The organism is Deltaproteobacteria bacterium, assembly GCA_021737785.1.
Taxonomy (GTDB): Bacteria; Desulfobacterota; DSM-4660; order Desulfatiglandales; family Desulfatiglandaceae; genus AUK324.
The window spans coordinates 45,600-71,286 of sequence record JAIPDI010000031.1; the positions used below are offsets into that span (position 1 = coordinate 45,600).

Below are 25,687 nucleotides of genomic sequence, written 5' to 3' on the forward strand. Positions count from 1 at the left end.
ACTTTGCTTAAAGATGTATGTCGGCATCAACAGAGACCCTGACCCTTCTCACAACTGACCCCTTCTCAAAACCACTCCCTATAACTCCCATAACCAGTCAAGTGCATACTTCTGCACTTTGTAGGCGTCTTCAGCCACCCAGAAGCCGATATGTGATGCCTTGTGGATCCACAATAATTGCGCGCCGGCAATGGCATCATGGGCATACTCGGCATCACGCGGGGGCACGTCGTTGTCCGCGTCCCCGTGGATGATCAATGTGGCGGAGCCGATCTTATCAAGCGGCAGCTTGTTAATGGCCGAACCCAGGGCGATATCGTTTTCCGCACCCGCTTTTCGTTCATCAAACCGGTAACTCATGGTTTTGAACATGGCATCAATCAAGGCAAATTTATTCGCATCGCCCACTATCTCCTTAACGCGTTTTCCAAGATCATGTTTCTCCAGGGTGCTTTCAGTCTGCAAAAAGCTTTTCACGACCAATGAGGGAAAGTGCTTGAAAAAGTAACCCATCAACCACTGTCCCGGCCTGCTGAGATACATCCACTCCTCAACCTTGTTGATATCGTCACCCTTGCTGTAATTCATGCTGATGCCGTCGATGACCATCAATGCCTTCACCCTTTCCGGGTGACGCTGGGCTAGCTGGTAGCTTGCCGGACCGCCGCCGGACGCACCGACCATGATAATCTCGGCGACATGCATCGCGTCAAGAAGCGCGGCCATGAAATCTCCCTGCTCTTCGGCTGTCTTTCCAAACCGCATGGGCGTGCCAAGATATCCCGGCCGTGACGGCGCAATAACCTTGTAACCGTTTTTGCGAAACAACTCGCCCAGGACCAGCGCCTGATCGTAGCCCCCGGGTCCGCCATGGGCAACCAAAACCATCGGCCCTTCCCCCCGCACGGCGTATTCCACTGGACCGTATTCCGTCTCAATGGTCTGCGATGCACTGACCAAACACTCCCTCAAGTCATTTCCTGTGACAATCTGATTGTCGTCCAAGGTCTCTTTGAGATCACTGGATAAAAGAACAGTCATATGCTTTTCCTTTAATGATGGGCTGACAGTTTAAGTTGTGAGAATCCGACTTCCGGTGCAAGTCTATCGGTTCCGAAAAAATGGCACCCGGTTGAACACCGATTTTTTCAGTATCAGATAGCCTTGATCTTTCACCACAGATGGCTGGGTCTGCCCAGCCTGATGGCATCCAGCCCGCCTGGTCTCGGGATTCCCGGGTTCTTGAAACCACCTGCGGATTACCCCGGGAATCAGGAGGGATCCGTCAAGGGCCACGCGCAATCGGGACGTCATTTGACCGGTCTTAGGCTGTGCGTCTGTCTCAGCCTATTCCAGAGTGCATCAGCGATCACGTCTATTGCACTTTCCTTCCGGAGGTCATCCACATCTGCGACCAGACGGCAGGATTCTATTAATTCATCATTGCCGTCCCTTAGACCGAGCCTCTTCCAAATATAGTCCCCCAAGCTGATCGGCAAGGCGCTTGCCTCTTCCGGCCCCATCCTGGCGATCCTGGCCTTGTCTTTCATGGTCAACTCCGAAATAATGCGGTCCACGGCCTCATCGACCGTCTTGGGCAGATCCATCCTGCGCATGCCGGTTTCTACAAATGACAGGTGGTAAGCGGTCTTGAGGACCTTGTAGGCGTCATCATAAATCTCGGGGTCCTCGCTGGCCCTCGGGCCGGCCACGTTGAGGATTTTCAGGCCGCTTTCCTGGATCCATCTATTGATGTCCTGGGCCGCCTTGAAGGCATTGGTCTTATTTAAATCGATGTGAAGGCACGGCCGGCCATGTTTCTCGGCCAGTCTTGCGGTCAATGCCGAGTTGCCCATCAATTGGCCGTGAGACAGGATCAAGGTGCCATCCGAATCAATGATGTTCTGCTCGGTGCGCTCCGAGTAGTTCTCTGTCTCCATCTCCTGGACCTGATATTTCTCGGGCACCTTACCGTCTTCGGCCTTTCGCCCCGAGGGGACCCATCCGCCGTGAGGAATGTCGAGGTCAATGGCCGCGTCGAGAGCAGCTCTATCGGCGCCGGTCTGGCCGCCTGAGATGATTTTGGATACCATGGTCATGACGATATGAATACCGGATTTTGGTGGGAAATGCAAGGCGAAGCGTCTTTACAGAAGACTATGAGTCAAGCGTAGGCTTGACCCCCTTTCCACATATTCCATGTCAAATTGTTTGATTACTTAAGGACGTCCGCTTGAAGGTTTCGAATACATTTATAACCATACAAATTCCCCATCAACAGCCCAGTCATAAAAGAGAATAAGTGCCACCGCTTCGAACTCTCCACCCTGAATGGTGTAGAATTGATATTGGCCCCACTCTCTATCTCCAAATTCATCCATCCCTATATCGACCGTGCAGACCAGGGTTGTATCGGCCTGAAAATAAATATTTTTCTCTAACAAATCGCTATCCATTCGGGCAATGCTTAACCACGATTCGGCCAGTACCCACATGGCGTCGTAATACATATAGGCCGTGGCCGGAATTTGCGCCATCCCGGATTTTTCCTGCAATTTGGCCGGAACATGCCTGAATGGTTTTTTAATTGCGGCCATCTCTATTCCAAAATCGCACACTGTGAAACCCACCCTTTCTGCAAACTCCAGGGTGCCGGTCTCTGCAAAAACCGTTGCGTCGGGTTCCACTCCCACTGCGCCGATCCATCTCACCGATTCCAGCTGCGCGTTTCCATCGGCTGCTTGAAAGATCCCCGTAACCTCGTTCAGCGCAATCAGGAGCACGGCCACACTGTCAGGAGGGTTTTCGACTTTTTTTTGTATCACCTTTTGTTCAATTCTGCCCGCAACAGCCGTAAAGTCTGTTTCATCGGGGCTGTACTTCACTCCGTCGTCAATATCCAGCCCATATTGCTCCCCAATCTCCCTCACATAGGTTTTAAGATCATTGCCGTAAACATCGTCCCGATACACCAGCACCAGACTCTCAAGGTTGGATTCCTTCGCCAGACGGACCAGCCCTTTAGCCTGTTTGACATCGTTCAAACAAAACCTGAACAACCGATTGTCCTTTTTGGCTAACGAGGGGGCCGTGCTGTAGCCGGATAGCAGCAAATGGTTGTTTTGTTGGGCATAATCGGAGACCGCCAGGATTTCCGCGCTGGTTCCGGTAAAAACGGGCACAATGCCGGCCCACGCAAATCCCTGTATTTTCTCCGCTGCAACCTGAGGGTCGCCCTGTGTATCCTCCACAAACAGTTCTATCTGTCTTGTATGGCCGTTTTCCTTCATGTACCGGTTGAAGTCTTCAGCAGCCAGTTCAATGGCGGTGATGGCAATCTTGCCGATGGGATAGGTTTGATTGTTTGCATCCAGCAAGACGCCGACGCGCAGATTGTCGGTCGGACCGTCTGCAGTGGACGTCCCTGAGCAAGAAGCCAAAGCAGCAAAAAATGCAAGGCATGCAGCGCCAAGAAGCAGTAATAGGACGTTTGAATGATTCAATCCAAAAGGGCTGTTCGATGAGGTCACGCGCATAATCGTCTCCACTTATTAAGGGTTGCCGTTCTGTCCGTTGTTTCGGACCGGTTTCGAGAGACCGACGGGAAAGGTCAATGTGCCGGGTCCGTGTTCGCCGACTGGTATTATAACTGATTTTCTACTTCAACAGACAATTTCAAACCAACACTATGCAGGACGGAATTCAAACTTTTTAATTTCGGATTGCCTTGTGTTGAAAGAATACGGTAAAAATTTTCTCGATTAAGTTTTGTTTTGCGGGCTATTTCAGAAATACCCTTTGCGTCCGCAACGTCTTTTAAAGCCATTAAAAAAACTTCTTGGGAACCGTCTTCCAGTGCTGCATTCAAGTATTCCGCGGCCTCAACAGGATCGTGAAGATCTTTTTTGAGGTGATATTCATATTTTTCTGTTAATTTTTTCATTTTATTTTCCCTACAGGCTTGCAATCGCCAAAGTTGCCAAGCCTTATACGATTCAACCGAACTCTGATTCTCGCACGTGCGGCGCGATCTTTAAGTGAATTAAGCCACTTATGGAAGGGACTTTTCCCGTCTTCAGTTATATATTCAAGAACTTGTATTTTGGAATCATTCATGGTGATATTGTAGTTTAAAAGCTACGCAAGTCAAGTTTTTTTACGGCGAGCGTCCGCCATGACGCGCAAGGAATGGCGCAGAGCAAAGCGGTGCGCTATTCCTTGTCGCTGTCGATGGCTTTGTTGGGTGTTCGGAAGTCATTCAGCTCTCCCATTGCTAATTGATAACATGAGTGGCACAGTCCGTGAGTCAATTGGGGCATCTTATCGGCCTCGAAGATCCTGAGATGAGCCAAGCCCTCTTCAATCTCGCTCCATTGTCCCGGTGAAACTTTCATCTTCTTGCACATGCTGCATAACGTGACGAAATCCGTTGATCTCGATGTGTCCGCGTTAAACAGACTGATGGGGCTCCTGGGCTTCGTTTGGAGAAGCTTGCTTGTGATTTCGATCTGTTCATCTGGTAGGGCCTCGATAAGGAGCTCAAGGTATCTTCGTTCACTGGGAGAATCACACCGGAAGGGAATAGTCCGTGAAGGAATGCCCCCTCTTACCCGTCTAAACAACTCTCGATATAAGTGCCTTGTTTCGCGGTCTTGAATGAAGTCCCACAGCTTGTGTCCAACCACATCTTCCGGCCGTAGGGAACTGCCCCAAGCGTTGGCATCTGCGAAGGTAGACCAATTGTCGCTGACGCTGACGATGGTATCGGTGCTGTCAATTCGGTAAATGAAGACATCTTTGCTCATATGATTTTCCCTTTAACACCCAACCTCAGGGCTGAGCAGCGCCACCCTTAAAGCGCGTATTACTCAGACCTCTCCGAAAAAAACCGCTGAATTCTCGGCGTCCGCTCCAGCCCATGGTTGGCCTGTATGGCTTTGACTCGAGAGCGCGTCCTTAACTCACCACATGGTTGAACTACATCTGATGTCAGATGGGATTAAGCATTGAGATCCTTGCCGAGCGTCTCGACATTCGGCACCCCTATGGAGGCATGCCCTTGCACCAACCTCCATTCATCCCCTTCTTGATGAAAGACGGCGGTCCAACGAAAAGGTGCCTCAGTGCCATCTGGCAAGACGAATTTTCCGCGATCCGCGACCCAACCGACTGTCCCCTCGCGATAGGCCAAAAGATCGCCGGAGAGCACCTTAATCCCGGCCCGGGCCTGAGCTTTGAGCGTCTGATTGATGGTGGCAGGGTCGACCCACCATTCGTTTGGATCCGTGCCGATCATGAGGACTTCGCCTTGACTGGAAAGAATCCGATCCATGAAGCCGACGTCGCCTTGTGACATCGCCTCATAGTAGCGCAGCATGACTGCCTTAAGTTCGGGAGAGTGTTTCATTGCCATACCTCCTGATCCGTGCTTGTTGAGTTACATGATTGACTCTGCCATCACTAAAGGCTGGTATGAGCGATGAGGCGCGCCTCCTTTCGCCCACGCCAATCGCCTTCGCACCGAAGTTTTCTATGGTCCGTCCACCGTTCCGGCAGTCGAAGCAGTCCAACGTAGCGGTTAAGTGGGCGACAAAGGAGCACATCGGATTTGCCGATACATCTTCAACCGTTCGTTGGGCAATTAGTAAAATAGGGCCAAGGCAACCGCCATGCTTAACCTTTTGCCGTATAGCTGGTGATGAGATTCCGGTAATTGGGAATGTGTTCGGAAAGCAGATTGCCTAAACCTTCGACGTCGTTTCGCCAGTCCCGGTGCAACTCGCACGCCACACTAAACCAGTTCATCAGTTGGACGCCCGCTTGAGCCATCCGCATCCAAGCGGCATGACGTACCGTGTCGTTGAATGTCCCGGATGCATCGGTGACCACGAAAACCTCATAACCCGCCTCTATAGCAGAAAGGGCGGGAAACGCCACGCAAACATCCGTGACAACGCCGGCAATGATAAGCTGGTTACGACCGGTTTGCTCAATCGCTCTCACGAAGTCCTCATTATCCCACGCGTTGATTTGGCCCGGACGGGCTATGAAAGGCGAATCGGGGAACGCTTGCCTCAATTCAGGAACAATAGGGCCGTTCGGGCCGTCTTCAAAACTGGTTGTCAGGATTGTCGGAAGCTCGAAGAATTTGGCGACATCTGCCAAGGCCAGCACATTGTTTTTAAACTCGCCGGGCGAGAAATCCTGTACCAGGGAGATCAGGCCTGATTGGTGATCTATGAGCAAACAGGCGGCATCGTCCTTTGAAAGACGTGAGTACTTAAATGCTTTGCCCATGAGTATTCCCTCCCTTTTTCTTCATTGTGGTTGGTGGTTGTGGGTCGGGCCACGACAACATATTGATTATTCATTGTTTATGTCCCAGAAGTAGTTGGTTTCACTGCAAAGACCGGTGTCGCTCCTTCGAGAACTTGAGCAAAAACTCCCGTTTGTGGCATCGATGCGTGACCTGCCCAGTTAAATGCAGAGCCTATTTAACCGGGGTGTGCCGGATGTAACCCGGAATAAAATGTCTGTTTGCTCTCGCCATAAGGTTCGGAGAAAAACGGCCCTTTTGGCCCTAAAATATTCGATATAGGCCTGTTTTAATCGTCAAAATCAATAATTATTACATTGATATCAGCCACTTGATGTGGTCCGACCCCCAGCCACTTACTGAACCATCCCAAATATCCGTCTTCAATCCGTCAGATAGACCGCCGAAGTGGCAAAGGCTTCTTCAGGGGTTCCATGCCACGTGCCGTTGTCAAAAAAGCAAGGTTCGTATTTGTCGTGGCTGTAAGTATAAAATGCCATTGTCCAGCGATCCTCATCTCCAAAATACCTTAACCGACATAAATGCGTGGGGATTCCACTGAGCCGCTCAATGCGCTCTTCTCGGGATTCCCCATAGAGATTTGGATCGTAATCTTCCTCAGGCACATACGGCTCCGTGTAAGCGTCGATATAGCAGAACTGCCCACGAAACCGCACGTCGATCCTATTGTATTTCCCGGCATAGTGTTCAGCAGCATATTCCAGGATACGCTGACGTATGCGGGGTTGTGACTTTTGAGGGATCTTGGTGCCCCCTGACTGAGGATCGTACACCCACACCTTTCTCGGCATGATTTTCATTCTCCTTCCACAGTCTTTCTAAGAGCTTTGTTTTTCAAGAACAGCCTGAAGAGGCCACGTTGCGTACAAACACCTCAGTTGATGAATTCAGAGAGGACCTCCTTCAATATTTCGTCAACTTCTCGGATGTATTCCATGATTTCTTCCGACGCCTTCCCCTGCACACAGATGTTTCTGATGACCAGGAGCAGAGGCGGCATGCCTCTCAGATTTCGAACGCTCTCCCAACTCATCGCTTCATCGATGTGGAAGATGGCACGATCCCAGCCTTCAAAACCTGCCTCATCGACCACCGAGTCTCTGAGGCGGCTCCATGCGCCTTGGAGGTCCGAGAGGATCGTCTTTTCATATCCTGTTGATTCTTGTACAAAAGCCATATCGTTACCCTTTCATCCACACCGCTACCCGAGATTATCTATTCCATTCTCTTCAAGCAGGACATCCCGGATTTCCCCCGTAAAACTGTGGGACGTCCAAAGATACATAAGTAACGATGTGTTTTACAGAATATTTACTTATTTATGCATTGTCCCAAAAGTCCTGCCGCTTTCTGCCACTTTCTCGTGGCGCCATAACCCCGATCATGGGTGGCTCCATAATACCGATCATTGACAGCTTCCCAGTAGGCTCCTTTTCTAATTATCGCCAGGCAATGCTTCCGATAGAAATTCAATATCAAACATATAATTTGTTTCCGTAGATTCCTTTTTTATGAGCGGTGTTATACCTACATTGTCCTCATAAAATAAATCACTTTTGCTCGTATCGTAAACTCCTCCAAAGATCATATGCAAACCTGGATTCTGGGACGTTAAAACTACCTTAAGGCTAGGCTTGTAGGCTGCCAAAATAGGTTCATAACCTTGTTCTGCGGTATCGACTTCGTTGTAGTTTCCTATAACATCTATTGATAAAAAATCCGACATATCACTTGGGAAGTGAGATGGCTGATCAGGAGGAATCCACGTAAAAGTAAAGCCATCGCCAATTACATCCGCTCGGTCCATGTCGCCTGTATCACCTATCCCGCCTGAGAGCAATGGTACATTATCAAGGTAATTGCTTGCTATCTTAAAAAGGTTCAAATCACCGGTAGTGCTACTGAGAGTTCCTAATAGGCTAATAGTGTAATCGCCTGCTCCCAAAATTCTCTTTTCTGCCTCGTTATAGCTAAACTCCATTCTAACGCTCCAAGTTCCATAAGTTGAAGATACCCCATAAGATACTCCTCCAGAAGCATCAACTGAAATTCCGGTGTTGCTATGATTGACCGAGTTTATGCTGGCGTGGCTAAGCATTGCTCCTGGCAAAAATGGCTGCAAATACCAGGAAGATCCCCAACCATTTATGTCCGTACCTGGATGCGGTCTTAAATTCAGGGTGCCATTATCATCAACCAACGTCATGAAATGGTGATCCTGATACTTAAATCTGTACTCAAAGATTCCGTTGACATTAACTTCTTCTAATGAATAGGAATCTTGAGACACAATCACACTCACTGTATCATAATAAATATTATCCATATCTGGTGAACCATTCACTACTGAATCCACCCCGAAATAGAAGTAATATGTACCTTCAGGTAAAGTACTGTTTAAAACTTGATATGGTGCAAGATCAAATAGAGGCCCTTGGTAGGCTACTGACAATCCAGGTGACCATGAGGTGCCAACGTTGAAGTGATACCATCCGAACGGAGTATTACCTACTATCCACCAATCCGAATTTGTACCATAAAAAGAACCAGGTGTTAGCTCAATCGAAAGTTGTATATTTTGGGTATGCGCAACCGTAATAGGCTCATCTAAGCTATTTGCCTTTATGTCAAGTAATGGATCTGCTGCATATACTGAAGTGTTTGCTGAACTCATAATCACTAAAACAATTAACATTGAAATGATTTTCGGCATTTTCGGCAAACCTCCTTTATATTGGCATTATTGAGTAAATGGGGACGCTGGGTTTTTAGGTTTCGAGCCGGAAACAGTCGTTCCTTGCCTCCGCAATTCTTTGGCCGCGGGTGACTGAATCGCTGACCGATGGGGTTGATATTCCCAGTCTTCGTGAAAGCGAAGACATGGGCATTCCGAGTTCCCTTACCTCCCAGTAGCAAAACAGACTCCGGGCCTCCATAATCCGCCGACACTTGCCCTTGGCCCATACTTCCTTCGGAGTCACTCCCAGTACCGCCGACACCCTTGGGACGACCCCTTTCAGATTAAAGCCTGCGGACAGGAGAGCATAACGCTTCTCCATCTCCTCCTGGGCAGAGGACAGCACCTGTCCCACAAAATCCCCATCGGGCAGAATTCTTTATCGTTCTTCTGATAAACTTTCCTTCTCTTAGGGCCTTGACTCCCTCCCAATCCCGGCACTTCGTGATAACCCTCCGCCCGTAAGGTCCTGACTTACCCACGGCAAAAACCCTCTTGGATCTCGTCAGGAATGGCGATGTAGGTTTTCTCAATTTAGAAAGGTCCTAAGCTTACCGGGCATTTAGGTTACAAAAATCGAATGCCACCGGATCGCTCGTCCTCTTACATCAGAATCGCAGGTCCCATAACACTCATCAGATCCTTCTGCTTCCATCCAAAACTTAAGAACTTAGCAGCGTCCCATTTATGCCACCATTACATGATGCCAAGCATCCGAATATTCCATTCTCAGCAATCTGGACATAATCATTCTTTACACCAAAGTAGAATGACTCAAGCGTAGATCCCTTTATTGCATATCTTTCAACTTATTTTAGTTTCTTATGGACGTCCCCCAGCTTTATGGAATCGCCCGATACAAAATTCATTACACCCGCTTTGCGGGATTATCTCTGTGAACCGCCCCTTGCGGACCCGCCTGAGAAAAACCCCCGGCTACCCGATTAAAATACGCCATTGTTTTGCCTGTCCTACGATTTACAGTTCATCGCCTAATTTTAGTGCCATCTGAATGAATGGCCCAACAGATTTTCCCAAGATCGCCATTCCTGCATCGTGAACACTTTCGAGTTTATATCGTCCTTGAGCGCTTCCATTCAATGCATAGTCCTTGTTATCAATCGTAACAACACACCAGAACTTTTCACGACATTCTATTGTCACCTGATCATTATAAAACGGCCAGTCTCCATCGTAATCTTCTTTTTTAATAACAGTATGACGATAACGTTTATTGGTTTTCCGTTGGATTTCGTCAATAAGTGTTCGGGTGTGTATGTTTCGGTCGTTTTTTTGATATTGAGTTGTCCCTGTTCTATAATTTCGATTACCAAGTTCATCGTCTTTTATAAAAATAAATGAATGTAATGCGCCGGAGTATTGCAACGCTTTTTTTCCCAACCTACCCATAGTGAATTGTCGGCAAATTGCCCTGGCAAATTTTTCAAGTTTGATCAGGATTTGACGTTTTGTATAATCTATCACTTCCTCTCCGGCTTCTAAATCTCCCAGCGCGCCCAGTTTTTGCATAATTTGTGGATTAGACATTACAAGATTGTTCTCATACTCTTCCCACAATTGTTTTACATTAATGCTTGGTTGCGAAGTTGATGTGACAATATCTAGATTATAATATCGTGCATACTTTCCAAACTCTGAAAGCAAATAAATTAATTGATCCAGATCCTTGTCATTTTTCAAAAAGCCAGTGTCTTCCTGTAATACAGGAATATTATGTGTTGAAAAATATGCAGAAATAATAGCCTTTCTTAGTTCGAGGAGGTCATGTCCACCTTTTCCCCCGCAACCCTTGAGATATTTGCTATCAGGATAAGTGTTATGCTGTTCATGGTAACCCAAACAAATGTGGCATTTCATCAATCGCTCAAATCCACTTGAAAGGAGTTGAAACGGAAGATAGTAGAAGTCATTTCTAAAGTTCAAAGTTTGAAATTCACCAAATCCAAGCTCTATGAGTTTCACAGACGTCTGTAATTCATCATACAAGTAAAGATCTTTCAGTATCCACTGTTTCATGTGAATTTTTTGCCCCCCTCTTTATCTTCACTTATTCAGAGCTCTCACAACATAAAATTTTCCACAAGAATTCTAACCCGGCATCAGTGGGCGCGGTCTTCTTGCGCTCCGCTGAATGCCCTTACTTTTTCTAGTAATAGAACATCTCCTGTTCTGGTCCAGACCCGCCCGGAGCAGGCTGTCCAAACTTCGCCGCAATGATCGGTCGGAGATCGTAACCCGAGAGAAGTGACAGCACTCCAAGTTTTTGATAGGCGAAGCGTACCGAAGCTCTGGAGACCTCAGCTGCAAGTGCGTCATGGATACCTCCTAAGCCCTCTATATAGACAGGAACCTCGGATCGCCCCGAACGTTCTTTGGCCAAGTCTTCAAACACGCGTCTCGCATCTTTTGAGACTTTGTCGGTCGTGACGACGATGGCCCTTGTTGCCTTATAGCGGACTTGGCGGTAGTTAAGAGGGTGTGCATCTCCTGATCCAAACTCGCGGTCCTTCAGCTCAAGAATCCACAGTTCACCCATGAATTCCACCAGGATATCGACTTCCTCTCCACCCTCCGATAGGTTCCAGAGAATGGAATTCTGTGGTACACCAGCTTTGAGTAGTTCATCGGTAACGAAAACCGTCATCCAGTGACTACTGGCGCAGAGGCGTCGTCCGAGAGAAGAAACGGAGTATCCCTCTGAAAGGTTCTCATCACGATACGCCTTGCCGCAAGTTGCGCATTTCAAATCGCCGATAGTGGGGTTTTGCAGTTGCTCTTTCTGTGCAAGACGGGTCAGAGGCGTACTTGTTCTTTTGCATTCGAGAAGGTACTCAACGGCAAGCAGATTCAACTCTTTGAGTTGCGCCAAAGCGATCTCAGCTTCTTGTTGCTTTTTGCCTTTGCGAGAAAGAATGTCTTGAGCCCGTGCGAAAACTGCCTGACTAAGATCGGTAAGCATTGTCCGGGTAACATCATTTGCCAGCACGTGCGCACCGTTCAATTCCTCAGTATTGATTTCAGGCTTGCCGAACTTAACGGTGGTTTCGTCCGTTTCCCCACCTATAATCTTGTCTAAGCGCGGGGTTCCCACGACCAACGGTTGCCAAGTGAACTGCATGTGTCTAGTCTTTCGACCGTCGAGCGACGTGGTTGTGAATCGTTGAAAGGTTTCTGCAAAAGATTGAGCCTCTTGTCTATTTCGCTACGGTCGTTTGTCATAATGCCAACTTCAGTTCCTGGCTCTTGTGTTCCTTTGACTTCGCTAAGTGCATAGCTCCGCCGAATCATCATCTCGCTCTCTCCGTGGCTTGTAAGAAGGAAAAATACGTCATCTCCACGGAAGAAGATATCGCCTCCGAGCGCATCTGAGGGCAGGTGAGGGCCGTAGGGAGAGAAAGGACGGGCGATAGGTAGCGCCACTTGCCCGCTAAGGCCCGCCAGTTCAAGAACCCTCTTCTGGGATTCAAAGAGCGCGGGTTTCCAGTCTGTATCAGAAAGGGACGTCAAAACACGGCGTAAATCCGCTGGATCCATCTTCACGTAAGCATGAAGGCTCTTGATCTGCAGCATCGGTTACCTCCTCGGTCTTAAATTCAGCCCAACGCTTAAATCAGCGGCGCGGTTCTTTGCGTCCGCTGGATTTAGTGGTTCGATATTCGTCTTCATAAATACTCAAGACTTAAAGGCCAAGACGAGATCAGTCCATTTTTTACCTCAAGACCGACATGGATGCAAAAATTAGCCTCCGCAACCCATCATAAGTAAGGGACGTCGCAGGTGGAAGCGCAGAAGAAACTTCAGCATCAACACCTATGGCTTCTGCAGCGATAACACCTTCCCTGAACAAATTGAACGAGGTATCCAAATCAGGCGCTGTCGCCCCACCGGCAATGGCTTCTTGGAGATGCTTTTGAAAATAACCTTTCGTTTCTTGGTCAAGATGGAGCTGCAGACCAAGTACTGCGGTTGCTGCACGCGCGTCGCGGAATGCTGTTTCATGGTAGCTTGTAAATAATTCTCCGAAACTTACCCCGAGCCCCGCCAAGCTTATTTTCGCTCGGTCATTATCTACTTGGCCTTGGTCTGGACAGTTATCACTAATGGAATAGGCGGCAAGTAAGTTAGCAGCCATTTGATCACCGCAGCTCCCTTCGGCAGTAGCCCACTCATAGTAGAACCCCCGCTCTTTTTGCTCAAGGATGTCCAGAGCCTCACGAAACAACCTTACGGCCAATTCTGGATCGTCTGCTTTTCGATACAAGTTTGCCAAGTTTGTAAGTGTCATTGGATTTCCGGGTTCGCACGAGAGAACAGCACGGGCAATATCCAAGGCCAATTCTTTTCTGTCACTATTAAAAAAATGCTCAGGCAAGCTATAACGCCATCCGGCAAGCTGCGGCACACGATTACCATCCTTGAAGGTATTGATAGCCGATCTCCCAAGGGTTGTAAAAAGTGCTCCGAGATCTGTAGCAAAATCATTTTCCAGAACAGTGATTAGAGCAGTCGCTATCCGACGGTGGCGAGTGAAAATAAACAATGATGTGCCTGTAGCCGCTGCCTCCTGCCCGAGAGGGGCGAGTACATGCCGATGTAATTTTTCTAGAGGACAAGACAATGCTTGGGACAAGACGGGACGGGACAAGAATCCCAACCCCTCAGCGTGCATTGCTGCGATAAAGGCAAGAGCATCCATCAGGGTGCCACCGCTTGGTATTTTTCGCTGCCCAATCCTTTCCAGCATCAGACGTGCATGGGTGTGCAAATCACTCCCGTGACGGACGGCGAGAAGCGCACCGAAGAAAGCACCTTGATTTGTCTTTGCTTCTTCTCGGGCTTGCCGCTCGAGATTACCGACTCGCTGCTCTTCTGGTATCTCGGCAAGATTGCCTAACCCTCGGGTACCAAAAGCATTCCAGGCATTGACAATGGCTTTCGCATCTTCTCTATCAAGTCCGGTAAGGCGTTCCTGCTGAAAGGTACATACACTTGCCCAGTTTTCCAGATTGGCTCTTGACGCTATCCAATCTGAATCCCGGGAGGCTAGTGAAAAGTGAACCCTTCCCTGGAGCTCAGCAGGAATTTTCTGGAGAATAGCGATAAGGTCTTTCGCGATAAGATCGGCCTCGTCCAACAACACTAACCAGCGATATTCCGCAACCAACAAAGGCGCGAGGGCATTCCACTCCATTGGGGCCGCATCGTCTGACCGTCGCAAGATACGCCATCCGCGTCTTTCCTTAGTCACCTCCCAAGCCGCTTGAAGCAGGGCTGTAGTTTTTCCTTCACAACTTGCAGCCAGCAAGATAGTGACGATAGGACGCGCAGATCCTTCTGCCTCTTGGAAATGCGAAGCAAGCGCTCCGACAATTCTTCGTCTGGGGATAGAAGTGGATAGGGCCATGGACCAACTAGGAACTGCACCGTTAAAAAATCTAATCGCCCTCTCTTCTTCTAGGGGTTTAATGTATTGGCTTAACACTTTGGGATCAAAGACACCCCATCCTGGAGGAGGATGTACATTTGGTAGTGCCGCATTTTTAACCAAATCTAGAGCACGCGACGTATCTGGAAGTGGATAAATCCACCAGTCTCCTTTTCGGTGATTTTCGTGAAAAGCATCGGTTGCAAGAATCCACGCCTGTTGATTGGGCTCCCACCTCCGAGGTTGAAGGCGTACTTCTTGTGCATCCAAGTCCAGCTCGGCCCAAACAAGACCATTACGCCACATTTCCCCATCTCGTGCCTGAAAAGCAGCACCGGATTGGATGGTTAGAAACTGATGGCCTCCACCATATGTTGGTTCCGCCCAGGCATCATGCAGATGACCATGCAGATACAAGACATGGCATTTCCCGAGAAGGCTCTTGAGTGATCTCTGCTCTGCTGGAATAAACCAGTCGATGGGATGATGCCCTAAAACGATACGAACTTTAGCCTCGCTAATATTATCCAGGACTCCTTCGAGCAAAGCTTTGCCAGGGGTAAGCTTCCGTTCGTCGTGACTGTCTTTACTCAGCCATGCTGTGTTGATGCCGGTAATTCCAATACTATTACCGTGGATATCGAGTAGGTGAGCAAAGGCTCCCTGCTCTTTAAGAAAATCTCCCTTGGTTGGACTACAGTCGTTTTCAACGAATGAATTGAATCGCGGGAATAGCATTTCACGAAGTTTTTTGCCTTCTTCGTTAGGATCGAAATAGCGACTTTTGGGGGCAGACATTTCTTCGCGGCTAAAAGCTTGATGATAGTCGCGGTCTGCATCGTGATTTCCGGGCACCGCAAAGGTCCGGGATGAGATATCACCGCCTATTACGTCCTGGAGAGGAGATACAAACTCAAGCCAAAATGTTTCGTAATCGCAGGCCTTCCCTTTGTCTGCTAAATCGCCGGTAAAGAATATAAAATCTGGGACAAAGCCTTCATTCTTTCTCCGGCGAATGTGTTCAATGATATAGTCGAACATTTTTCTGCCTGCATAGTCATCTTTCCCCACATGAAAATCTGATAAATGAAGCCAGCGTATTATTGAAGTCATCTTTTCGGAATACCTTGAAATAGTGTTAATAATGTCTAAATGTCACCTGGTTATCGAACCATTGATTAGCAAGTAGATTTGCCCTGATAAGAGCATATGCATAGGATTTTCGGGCAAATGTGCGTTGTGCCAATATCACCTAAATGTATAAAGCAAATAGAGCGAAACCGAAAAAATGAAAAGGGGTCAGGTCTGCTGTTGATCCTTGTTTGCCGTATCTTATTTCTCACGATCTCCGTTGTCCACTTAGATGAACACCACGTATTTTATCACCTAATGTCTCTGACATTTAATAGTCATAAGGTAAAACCGTTGCATGAATCCGTATCGATGCTACCCGACGCCTCAAGGTCACGGAGGGCCTGGACCAGGGGATTCAGGAATCTGTTGTATTTGGGTAGACGGTTGTGTTTTGCCATGTTGAAATCCCGATATTAGACGTCAGGCACCGCGAACCGGCCTATTCCGGAATTGAGTTTGGCCTGCAGAAGTTGAGATCTACGGATGTGGCTAAGTATTTTTACTCCCGACAGGGGCGGAAAAGGCTCCTGTCAGGAGACGGGTATGGGGTATTTGAGAGGGTGCTCCAGGACATGGCTCATGGCTGATGCCTTGGCCACATAGTCTGTCTTGATCCTGAAAAAACATGGGGAAGCGCCTCCGCAGCTTGCGCCGAGGACGTTCCCGGTTTACCGTTCACCCCATTCGCCATTAAACGGAATGGCCGGCTTCCCATATTTGGCTCTTCTCCAGGAGGAGTTTAGTTTTCCGGACGATTTGATTCTGCCTATACTGAAGTTCTGGCCGATGGTTGCGGTCATGGCCCGAACGGCTTCGCCGTTGATCTCCGGATATTCATAACCCACTTCCAGCCAGCCGCCGTTTTCGTCCATCTGACTGGAAAGCCATTTGGCCAGATTGTTGGCGTATCCTGTGGCCGCACCACCCACCATCTTCATGGCCATGATCGCGTAAGCCGTATCCTGGATATAGCCGTCAACGCCATTCCCTTTTCCTGCAACGGCAATAAGATCATAGAGCAATTCTATGACCTGATCATAATAGAGATCCGCGTACCCACACCCCACCAGGGCGCGGATCGCGCCGGCCAAGTTCAGGGCATACCAGCCGGTGTCACCATAGTAGAAATCATCCTCCGTATCGGCAAGGATGGCTGCCGCACCGTCTGCCCAATCAAAATCGCCTGAAAGATAAGCCGCCTCCAGAAAGAAGGCGATATCCCAGATGCTCGCACGATTGATGGACCGGAACAGTGCATCCATATTCCCTGGCGTGGCAAAATCAACGAAGGAGGTAATATTGAACCACTCCTGAACCGCCCGGTCCGCATACAGTTGATTTCCGGTTGCCTGCGCAAGGTGGTGAAGGAATACGACATCGGGTGCGGTTGTTCTTACGTGGTGTTGAATGCCTGTCGCGCCCGCACCAAGATGGGTTTGGATGAACTCAGCCGCCTTTACAGCAGCATCCAGGCAGACAGGGTCCTTGTCATCGAGATAGGCCTCCAAGAGACCCAGCGCAGTAACCCCTGTCAGGTTGGTCGCATTGTATGTGCTCCCGACATACCAGTACCATGTCCCTTCCCAATCTAAATCCGTTCGCTGAAGGTCCACGATCCGTTCAGATGCTACGCGGATGGCCGGTTTTCTCGCCTTTTTCCCTATATTGCCGGCCAAAACATTACCGCTGAAAGCAACCGCCAAAAACAAAGCCAAAGAAAACATCCATGCCCTTTTCATCATTAGCCTCCTTTCATTGATGCTGCGGGAACGTTGTTGAATTTTTCGGGTTTTTCCTCCCAACAGGCCGAAAAGGCGCCTGTCAGGAGCGGGGTATGGGGTATTTGAGGGGATGATCCATAAGCTGAAAGCTGAAAGGCTTAAGGTTAATGGCGCACTGGATTTATGATTGTCGATTGATGATTGTTGATTCAACCCTTTTAAAACACGATGGTCCATGGGAAGAAACCTTAACTGACTTATCATTGGGAATAATAGTGCAACTGGCGGGTATGTCAAGCAAAAATTGAAAGAATTGGTGAGAAATGCCGAAGCGTCCGCATTCAGCGGTCAGGCCGCGTCGCTCCCGCATTTAATTGGTCAAATAGACATCTTCACCGCCAAGTCGCAAAGGACGCAAAGGAATCTAGCTTTGTCGTTTGTAGCAGAGACAACCACAAACGACAATCCGCATGCCTCCGGCAGTGGGATGGAGAAATTCTCTGCTCAGCGGACCTTGCGCCTTGAAGGACCACACCGAAGCGTGGGGGTGAGGGGTGACAGGAAAACGGGAGTCGAGCAGCCTTGGGATGAGGTCTTGCCAGGTCATCTGTCTAGGAAACATCTTCGCTTGTTGCAGCCTATGGCAGCGACCGGAGCCGATAGGCATAGCCCCTTGTTTTTGTAATCAGGAAATCAGGAAATGCTCCGCCCCCGACAATCTCTATGTGTCTAAATGGGGACGCCGTAAGGGATCCTCTTAAATCTCGTCAACAATATCGATGTAGGCCTTCTCAAATTAGAAAGGTCCTAAGCTTACCGGGCACTTAGGTTACAAAAATCAAATGCCACCGGATCGCTCGCCCTTTTACATCAGAATCGCAGGTCCCATAACACTCATCAGATCCTTCTGCTTCCATCCAAAACTTAAGAACTTAGCCCCATTTATGCATGACGAAATCCATCCGGCAACTGATAGGTAGTTTCTAACCGGTTGGTTTCCACAAGATTAGCACAGTATGCGGTTGAATAGAAACGGTCCCGCTCATGGGAGTGGAATGTTCTATCGACATAGCCGGTTTTGTATTTTCAGTAACATACCCACCTCCAGAGAAGCTATAACGGTAATAAGTTCCTTCAAGAGCATATTGTTGAGAACTTTCTCCCGGATTGACCAGCACAAGCCCGTTTTCATAGGTTCTTGCATACAAGCTCTGTGTACCCGTCACAAGGAGATCGCCCAGGTTTTTTGTTGGTGTTTGCATGAACGCACCAAGATCGATCTCATACTCAGGCCACCAGTAGACGTCCATACTATATGCATAATTATAAAATGATTTATCATTCTTCAGCAAAAAATAGTTCCCTATCCACCATTCACGCAAGGCTATATTATCGGACCAGCCATTATTCGGTTGCGCAATGAGAATCTTGTCGTTACCGGTAAGGTACCGCAAAATTCTGGATGCTGATAATCCCCAGTCACTGCCCACCAGCCGGTCATTGCTATCCCCACCGGTCATCCAGCCTTCCGACAGGCCTCCGTCAACATGGTCAAGGTAGACATGTTCATACCAGCCGGTAACCATACGGTCACAGTTAACAATACTATAATACTTCGTCTCTCCGGAATGATATCCGCTTGTAATCTCCTGCCAGTACGGCACGGCCAGCGAGTTCCAGTTCTGGGCAAGTGTTGAAGCGTCGTGATCGATTGAAGGCCAGTTCCAGGGAGCGTATTCATACCACATCATACCATTCCCACCAAACCCCACTGATGGATCGTAGTCCGGCTCATATTCATACCAGGGAAAAAAGGCCACATCAAAAAATGTTCCGTTAAATCCGACTTCTTTACATCTTTTGATCATCTTCTGGATCAAGTAAGCGCGAAAACCGGCATTCCGGATATCCGCAAGGTGATACTCCAGATTTCCCGCCCAGTAATGCTGGACACGATGAGCAGCGTCTTTCTGATTTGTCCAGTGAATGTAATAATTTTCCAGATCGCCATATCCCGGGTTGCTGGCAACAAATTCATTCATTGTCGCGATATCCGGCCCCCACTCATAGGGACCAACGATATTATTCCCAATATCGACCCCATAGGCTTTATGATATTGCAACACAATGAAACCAGCGTTGTAAGCTCGAATCGCATCTATGCGGTCTTTCGTGAGTTTTTGTGATCCCACAAAGTGCCCTGCCACAAATTGATTCTGACCATCATTGTACGTTTGCAGTTGATCAGCCCAGATATATACGCCATCGGTGGTATCAGGAATTATCGAGGCCTGGATGAAAAAATAGCCGATATTGGAATAAGGACTGTTCCCGGCACTGTTGTACGCCTGAACAGCTACGTAGAAAACAGCGCCTTCCCAAAGCTTGACGGAAATGCCTGTTTGAACCCTCATGTCAATACTTCCGATTGTCTCCGGACCGGCATAAGGATACGGGGCATAAAACAGTGTATATCCAGTGGCACCGGATACAGCGTTCCAGGAAAGCGTAACCGTTGTTCCGGAAGTGGCCACTGTCAATACCGGTGCAGTCGGTGATTGCGCAGCTTGGGAACAAACGGGCAGCGAAACAAACAGGGCCCACATGAGGATAACCAGATATCCATAAGGTTTAGTGCGGTTCATCGGTCCTCCTTTCCTCTTTTCGTTCATTGATATTTTCCAAAAGCTTACATCATGCACCGCTGATAAAACCAGTGCTTTGAAATTATTAATCCCCCAAAGGGGAGGAAAACTTGCATCACCTGAAGGGGGCAAGTCAGTTCCTCAAAAAGACGGAGCAGCTCGACCCTCCTATCTTCTTCCTTCTCATTTATTGATTATTGTCTCCTCATCCCTGCTATTTCCAAGGCTTTCTGTTCGGCCGGACCCTTGAAAACTGCCTTATCGCTTTTTACGTTAATCGGGTTGACGGCAAACCTTATGAGTCCCCTGGATAATCCAAGGGTTGCCCCGGGCACTTTCAAGCGGTGTTGTTTACCGGACGCTGACATTGACGCAATCAAACCACAAAGGGTTGCTCAGGCTGCCATCCGGAGAACCGTCAATACCGAAATAGAATGTGTAGTCGCCCGCAGGAATGGCCATGTTTAAGACCTCAATGGATGGCACCTGAAACAGACCTGATTGAAGGCAAGGGATTATTCCTTGCTTCCATCCCGTTGGATACACATATGAATACCAGTCGCCGCTCATATCCATGGACGTGTTATAAGCCACCCACCAATCGGCGTTCATGCCGGTGTAACCGCCCGGGTCAAGGCTGACAGTAATTGAAACAGCATCATCTGAGTTTACACTTACCGGGCCATCGGAATTGTTGGCCCTGATATCCGGGTTAACTGAAGCCGGTGGGCCACCGGCCGGCTTGATGATCAGCAGGCGAGGGCCGGATACGGCCGGTATCGTCAGTAGTCCGTCGGCATCCGCGGTTACTGTTGTGCCGGCTCTGATTCACTGTCCAGCCAGTAATGATACGTTCCCCCTGGAGTGACTTCGAAGGCCTGTAACCGTCTGAGAGTCACGTCTGCTGTTCCGCTCCCCGTCAATTGAACCCTGTACTGACCGGTCTGATCGATAATACTGTCCGGGTCCCAGCCGAATTCATAGAGGTTGTTGATGCCGCCGGAGGCATATCCATTCGAGACCCATGGGCTTACCGTCTGATCGGTTCCGATGCCGTAGCCGCTTCGGTTGGTAAACGCCAGAAAACTCTGGTTGAGCCTGAAGTTCCACATCCAGTTCATCTGTACAAAGGCGACACCAGAATGTCCCCCGCTGTGTCGATAGTAGTAGAATCCCCGCTTCTGACTGTCCAACAGCGGACGCATGAGATCGCCGCCGGAGGCTGCTGGTACTGTTTCATCCTCAGTCCCGGCCGTGATATTGATGAAAGGTATCTCAAAAGCCGAATCGTGGTAGTTGCTCAGCCACCAGACCAGATTTGAATAGTCCCGGGCTGGGTAAGCGGCGCCGATTCCGTCCAATATGGTTATGCCTTCGCTGGGTCCTCCCACGATGTCATTGACAAATTGATTCTCAAAAGGCCCTACCGGCGGCGTAAACCGGGCAAACCCCGAATGGGCATGGATGGCCGCGAATACATCGGGATTTCGGATACCTAATTGCCAGGCACCTGTTCCGCCGATGCTGTGGCCGAAAAGGTATACCCGGTTGGGGTCGATGCCCGCGCCGAACTGGCTATTGATCAAAGAGCCTCCGATAACCTCTCTGACGATCTCCATTACAGCTTCGTGAGCCCACATGCGGCATACGCCCCCCCAGTGCGTGCCGAACCACCAGTTAGTCTCATTTTCCGTGGAGGTCTTGAACTGGAAATAAAGCATGACAAATTCGTATTGGGCGGGAATGTAGCTGGCCAAATCCTCCATGCGGGCGAAATCGCCTCCCCACTCATGGACCTGCACCAAAAGAGGCATCTTCTGTCCGGTAGACCCGTAAATACTCAGTCTAAAGGCCAGGCTGGTGGAAGCGCCTTGATGCCCTGTTATGGTGCGATCCTCTTCATAGGTTTCAACTGGACTTCGGATTGAGCTGGCATAGACATAACGGTTGAAGATTTCGGCGGCGGAAGCCGTGCTAAAGGGTAAAAGCACAAGTATTGTTATCCAGAATAGAACACCTGAGAAGCGTTTCATGATAACCCCCTTATAAACTGGTGCCAAAAACCATTGCCCAAATAGGGACAATGAAATCCCCATCAGCGAAGCTTCGCCTCAATCCGACGAGGCTGCAGGATGATTGGTGCTGGTCAAAGAATTGCTGTTTAGAATAAAGATGGAGGTAAAAAAGCTGTTGCTTCCGAATATTTATAATACTCTAAAGACACAAAACCCCACCTCAATATTGTCAGAAGTGGGGTTTAGTTATTACTTAGGCTTTCCACATCAAGCCTCTTTTGATGGTTGGCTGGGACCTTTTGCTCAAAGAGTATCACAGTCTCCTTTCAGGGGGCAAGCATTTTTTGACATGAGAATCATCTCTTCAGTGGGAACATCTCGCGGATCATGTTCCCGGTAATCCCCTCATCACCGCGGCATCAGCGCGAACACGCCCCAGCCAAGGTATTCACGGGTGTAAGCGGCGTAGCGCTCGGGTTCCGAGGTCAGTTCGGCGCGAACATCTTTCGCGAACTCGTCCTCGGGATTGGCTTCAAGCCATCGGCGCATGGTGAGCCACTTGGCCGCCTCGTATCTGTCCCAGCTGTCCTGGTCTGCCAAAACCATTTCCACGACGTCGTAGCCGAGGCGGCCGAAAGACGCGAGAAGTTCCGGAAGCAGGAGAAAGTCGGAGATTGAGCCGGCAAGACACCCCCTGGCAGCATCTTCCGTCGGCGGTAACTGCCGCCAGTAGGGTTCGCCGATGAGGATGATCCCTCCGGGGCGGAGGCTCTGCGCCAGAAGCTCGATGGTGCCGGCGACTCCCCCACCGATCCACGTGGCACCGAGACAGGCTGCCACACCGACCTTCTCGTCAGAGACGAAGCCGACAGCATCGCCATGGATGAACTTGACTTGATCGGCGACACCGAGTTTCTCAGCGCGGAGCTTCGCTTGCTCGGTGAACAATTGGCTCATGTCGATGCCGATACCGATGACTCTGTAATCGCGTGCCCAGGTGCACAGCATCTCCCCCGAACCGCTGCCGAGGTCGAGCACTCGGGTTCCCGTTTCCAGACGTAGCGCCGCGCCGAGAGTGGCGAGCTTTTCGGGTGTGAACGGGTTATGGATGCGGTGCGCACTTTCGGTGATGTTGAAGATCCGTGGAATATCCAATGCAGAAAATCTCCTTACAGGTGTGAATAGATTCGGTCACTGTCTGACGTCCGGGCTGACAGGTGAGCGGGCGCACTTTCCCGCGCAACCTTGTCCAGCCCGATGTCAGGTCTCTTTTCCGATACAATATTTAACGATGCTTTCCGCATGAATCGCTGTTGTATTCAGGAAAGCAATACCAAACTCATCTTTAGTGAGTATTAAGGGCAACTCGGTACAACCAAGTATCAGCGCATCAATCAAATGCTTATCAACCAATCTCTTTACGATGGATAACAACTCTTCCCTGGTTGAATCTTTTATGATTCCAAGCTCGATTTCAGAAAATAGTCTATGATGAATTAACTCTTGATCTTCTTTATCAGGGACGACAACAGACATTCCGTATTCTAAAAAAGGCCTCTTAAAGAAGTCGGATTCCATCGTGAACCTGGTGCCCAACAAACCAAGTTTTTTGAAGCCCCGCCTTTGTGCAGTTTTACGGGTTTCTTCAATTATGCTCAGCATTGGTATGGGCGATCTTGATTTCACACGATCGTACACGATGTGTGGGGTATTGGAGCCAATGACAGCGAATTCGGCACCGGCTTTTTTCAGCGCAATGATCTTTTCAAGTAGCCATTCGGTGAGGGACCCCCAATCTTTTGCATTAAGTATTTTCATAAGGCTTGATAAATCGGCACTGTAAATGATGATTTCCGGATAACCTAAATCGGCCTGTTTTCCATGAAAAGCACTTATGATCAATTTGTAATAGTCAACGGTTGATTCCGGACCGATACCACCAATAATGCCGATTCTCTTCATTAGAATACCTCCATCTTCTGGTAGAGACCTAACGGTGGAGCTGTAAATGGATCCCTAAGCCAGCTATTATACATTTTCGAAGGCCAACACCGAGTCGATGCGGGTGTCGGTTTCCGATGGCGATTTCCCTTCCAACAGGCCGAAAAGTCTCCTGTCAGGAGCGGGGCAGGGGGTATTTGAGAGGGTGATTCATAAGCTGAAAGCTGAAAGGTCAAAGCTGAAAGCCCATGGGCAACGGTCAGGATCATATTACGACAAGTTGACAAGCCAAGGGAAATCGGTTTTGAAACAGGAAGCGCAGCAATCAACTCCTGTTCCGTGAATCTGCAAGGACGGTGTTTATCTTCAGGCCGGTTATTCGGCTGAAATGACGCGTATTGCCGGTTACCAGCTCCAGCCCGTGAGCAAGAGCTGTGGCTGCGATCTGAAGATCTGCATCCGGAACGATCATCCCCTCTTCTTCAAGTTGAGCCCGAATCCGGCCAGAAACCTTTGCTATGGCAGTGTCGTAGGCCAATACCGTGACAGAGGGGAGAATACGCTGCTCTATATTGGTGATATGTCGATCCCGTGCTTGGGAGCGATAAGCGCCTTTGTACAATTCACCAATGACCACGGCACTGGTGAACTGCTCTTCGCGGGGAATATTTCTGAGCCAATGGACATAGCGCTTGGCAGGCAGGGGCCGCAAGAGCTCTGAAATCGCATCCGTATCAAAGAGAAAGGCCATGGTCAGGGCTCAAGGGTCAGAACATCGCGCTGCCCGTGACGAGGGGACGCGTCCAGGATCGCAGCCAATTCCTCAGAGTCTTCCCAGCCGCCTGCAATTCCAGCAAGCCCGGTTTCCGGGCCTGCTTTCTTGATGTCTTTTAGGTGTTCCAGGTCTGAAGGGCGGACCAGTGCGGCAACCGGCCTCCCGTGCCGGGTAATCACCACGGGTGTACCCGTTTCAACTTGCCTGATGCACTCTGAAAACGTGGCTTTTGCTTCAACGAGTGAAATACTTTTGTCCATAATCATCCTCCATTTTCAATCATTATGGTCATTATGACCAGAATGTCAAGCTGAGAGAGGTGGGACAGGCCGCAAGAAAGACCCTCTATGACTCGGTCGTTACCACGTCCCTACCTGTCGGTTCCGCATCGCGGCTTCATGCCTAGCAGTCTGTCGGCCTTAGAGCCCTAATTTGGTGCTGACGCTGGACTCATTTTTCTGACTGGGCGATTCCAGCGGTTAGGTCGTTATGCCCAAAGGCTCTTAACCCCGGCTATTGGCATATGATGCTTGATTGAGGCTATAATCTTGCCCCTATTATTGCCTAATATTTCTTGTTCTTTGATATTACGGTGAACTTAAGGCATACAGCCTCTTGATGTTGTACGCAAGGCAGACCAGGTCCCATTCTCCCGCAACCCGATCGAGACCCCGCAGAAGGAACTGACGGAAGCCCATGGCTGCCTTGATGATGCCGAAGACCGGCTCGACCGTGCATTTCCTCTTGGCATATACCGCCTTGCCCGCAATTGTTTTTAACCGGTGTTTCATCTCTGTTACCGGATCCGCGGGGCCAGTCAGGGGATCGGGCTCAGTGAACCTGTTTTGGAGCAGCTCATTGTGCCGTTGCCTCCCGGCGGCAATGTAGGGGATGATTTCATTGCTTTCGCATTCCTCTACATTGTCAGTGCTGAAG

At 49.2% G+C, this 25,687-nt stretch carries 23 protein-coding genes; all 23 read right to left on the reverse strand.

Annotation, left to right across the window (positions count from 1 at the left end; translation table 11 throughout):
* Nucleotides 1-78: 78 nt before the first annotated feature.
* Nucleotides 79-1,041, reverse strand: coding sequence for an alpha/beta hydrolase (locus K9N21_15515; GenBank protein MCF8145324.1), 963 nt, complete (start codon nucleotides 1,039-1,041; stop codon nucleotides 79-81).
* Between the two features lie 269 nt (nucleotides 1,042-1,310).
* Nucleotides 1,311-2,093, reverse strand: a complete 783-nt coding sequence (locus K9N21_15520) for a putative molybdenum carrier protein (protein ID MCF8145325.1) — start codon at nucleotides 2,091-2,093, stop codon at nucleotides 1,311-1,313.
* Nucleotides 2,094-2,252: 159 nt separating this feature from the next.
* Nucleotides 2,253-3,548, reverse strand: a complete 1,296-nt coding sequence (locus tag K9N21_15525) for an ABC transporter substrate-binding protein (protein MCF8145326.1) — start codon at nucleotides 3,546-3,548, stop codon at nucleotides 2,253-2,255.
* A gap of 95 nt (nucleotides 3,549-3,643) precedes the next feature.
* Entirely contained in the window at nucleotides 3,644-3,943 is a 300-nt protein-coding gene (locus K9N21_15530) for a putative addiction module antidote protein (GenBank protein ID MCF8145327.1), read from the reverse strand.
* A 268-nt stretch (nucleotides 3,944-4,211) separates the two neighbouring features.
* Nucleotides 4,212-4,805 carry a PAS domain-containing protein gene (locus K9N21_15535; GenBank protein ID MCF8145328.1) on the reverse strand — a complete coding sequence of 198 codons (594 nt, stop codon included), beginning with the start codon at nucleotides 4,803-4,805 and terminating at the stop codon, nucleotides 4,212-4,214.
* 194 nt (nucleotides 4,806-4,999) lie between these two features.
* A complete protein-coding gene (locus K9N21_15540) occupies nucleotides 5,000-5,407 on the reverse strand; it encodes a nuclear transport factor 2 family protein (GenBank protein MCF8145329.1) in 408 nt (135 codons plus the stop codon).
* Between the two features lie 266 nt (nucleotides 5,408-5,673).
* The gene (locus tag K9N21_15545; protein ID MCF8145330.1) at nucleotides 5,674-6,297 is read right to left on the reverse strand and encodes a hydrolase; all 624 of its coding nucleotides are present in this window, start codon (nucleotides 6,295-6,297) and stop codon (nucleotides 5,674-5,676) included.
* 402 nt (nucleotides 6,298-6,699) lie between these two features.
* Nucleotides 6,700-7,128: a hypothetical protein gene (locus tag K9N21_15550; protein MCF8145331.1), complete on the reverse strand. Its 429-nt coding sequence runs from the start codon at nucleotides 7,126-7,128 to the stop codon at nucleotides 6,700-6,702.
* Nucleotides 7,129-7,211: 83 nt separating this feature from the next.
* Nucleotides 7,212-7,514, reverse strand: a complete 303-nt coding sequence (locus tag K9N21_15555; GenBank protein ID MCF8145332.1) for a hypothetical protein — start codon at nucleotides 7,512-7,514, stop codon at nucleotides 7,212-7,214.
* Nucleotides 7,515-7,772: 258 nt separating this feature from the next.
* The gene (locus K9N21_15560; GenBank protein ID MCF8145333.1) at nucleotides 7,773-9,050 is read right to left on the reverse strand and encodes a hypothetical protein; all 1,278 of its coding nucleotides are present in this window, start codon (nucleotides 9,048-9,050) and stop codon (nucleotides 7,773-7,775) included.
* Nucleotides 9,051-9,105: 55 nt separating this feature from the next.
* Nucleotides 9,106-9,429, reverse strand: a complete 324-nt coding sequence (locus K9N21_15565; GenBank protein MCF8145334.1) for a hypothetical protein — start codon at nucleotides 9,427-9,429, stop codon at nucleotides 9,106-9,108.
* 623 nt (nucleotides 9,430-10,052) lie between these two features.
* On the reverse strand, nucleotides 10,053-11,111 hold the full coding sequence (locus K9N21_15570) for a hypothetical protein (GenBank protein ID MCF8145335.1): 1,059 nt from the start codon (nucleotides 11,109-11,111) through the stop codon (nucleotides 10,053-10,055).
* Nucleotides 11,112-11,241: 130 nt separating this feature from the next.
* A complete protein-coding gene (locus tag K9N21_15575; protein MCF8145336.1) occupies nucleotides 11,242-12,186 on the reverse strand; it encodes a hypothetical protein in 945 nt (314 codons plus the stop codon).
* Nucleotides 12,168-12,665, reverse strand: coding sequence for a hypothetical protein (locus tag K9N21_15580; protein MCF8145337.1), 498 nt, complete (start codon nucleotides 12,663-12,665; stop codon nucleotides 12,168-12,170). Before K9N21_15580 ends, K9N21_15575 begins: the two co-directional genes overlap by 19 nt.
* Nucleotides 12,666-12,804: 139 nt before the next feature.
* A complete protein-coding gene (locus tag K9N21_15585) occupies nucleotides 12,805-15,591 on the reverse strand; it encodes a metallophosphoesterase (GenBank protein MCF8145338.1) in 2,787 nt (928 codons plus the stop codon).
* Nucleotides 15,592-16,322: 731 nt separating this feature from the next.
* Nucleotides 16,323-17,396, reverse strand: coding sequence for a hypothetical protein (locus tag K9N21_15590; protein MCF8145339.1), 1,074 nt, complete (start codon nucleotides 17,394-17,396; stop codon nucleotides 16,323-16,325).
* Between the two features lie 962 nt (nucleotides 17,397-18,358).
* Nucleotides 18,359-20,020 carry a fibronectin type III domain-containing protein gene (locus K9N21_15595; protein ID MCF8145340.1) on the reverse strand — a complete coding sequence of 554 codons (1,662 nt, stop codon included), beginning with the start codon at nucleotides 20,018-20,020 and terminating at the stop codon, nucleotides 18,359-18,361.
* An 806-nt stretch (nucleotides 20,021-20,826) separates the two neighbouring features.
* Complete coding sequence (locus K9N21_15600) at nucleotides 20,827-22,053, reverse strand: hypothetical protein (GenBank protein MCF8145341.1); 1,227 nt, start codon at nucleotides 22,051-22,053, stop codon at nucleotides 20,827-20,829.
* Between the two features lie 390 nt (nucleotides 22,054-22,443).
* Nucleotides 22,444-23,190 carry a class I SAM-dependent methyltransferase gene (locus K9N21_15605; protein MCF8145342.1) on the reverse strand — a complete coding sequence of 249 codons (747 nt, stop codon included), beginning with the start codon at nucleotides 23,188-23,190 and terminating at the stop codon, nucleotides 22,444-22,446.
* Between the two features lie 105 nt (nucleotides 23,191-23,295).
* On the reverse strand, nucleotides 23,296-23,997 hold the full coding sequence (locus tag K9N21_15610; GenBank protein ID MCF8145343.1) for an amino acid racemase: 702 nt from the start codon (nucleotides 23,995-23,997) through the stop codon (nucleotides 23,296-23,298).
* A 304-nt stretch (nucleotides 23,998-24,301) separates the two neighbouring features.
* Nucleotides 24,302-24,727, reverse strand: a complete 426-nt coding sequence (locus K9N21_15615; protein MCF8145344.1) for a type II toxin-antitoxin system VapC family toxin — start codon at nucleotides 24,725-24,727, stop codon at nucleotides 24,302-24,304.
* Nucleotides 24,728-24,729: 2 nt separating this feature from the next.
* Nucleotides 24,730-25,011 carry a type II toxin-antitoxin system Phd/YefM family antitoxin gene (locus K9N21_15620; GenBank protein MCF8145345.1) on the reverse strand — a complete coding sequence of 94 codons (282 nt, stop codon included), beginning with the start codon at nucleotides 25,009-25,011 and terminating at the stop codon, nucleotides 24,730-24,732.
* Nucleotides 25,012-25,338: 327 nt separating this feature from the next.
* The coding region (locus K9N21_15625; GenBank protein MCF8145346.1) for a transposase at nucleotides 25,339-25,687 on the reverse strand (349 nt) is incomplete at its 5' end.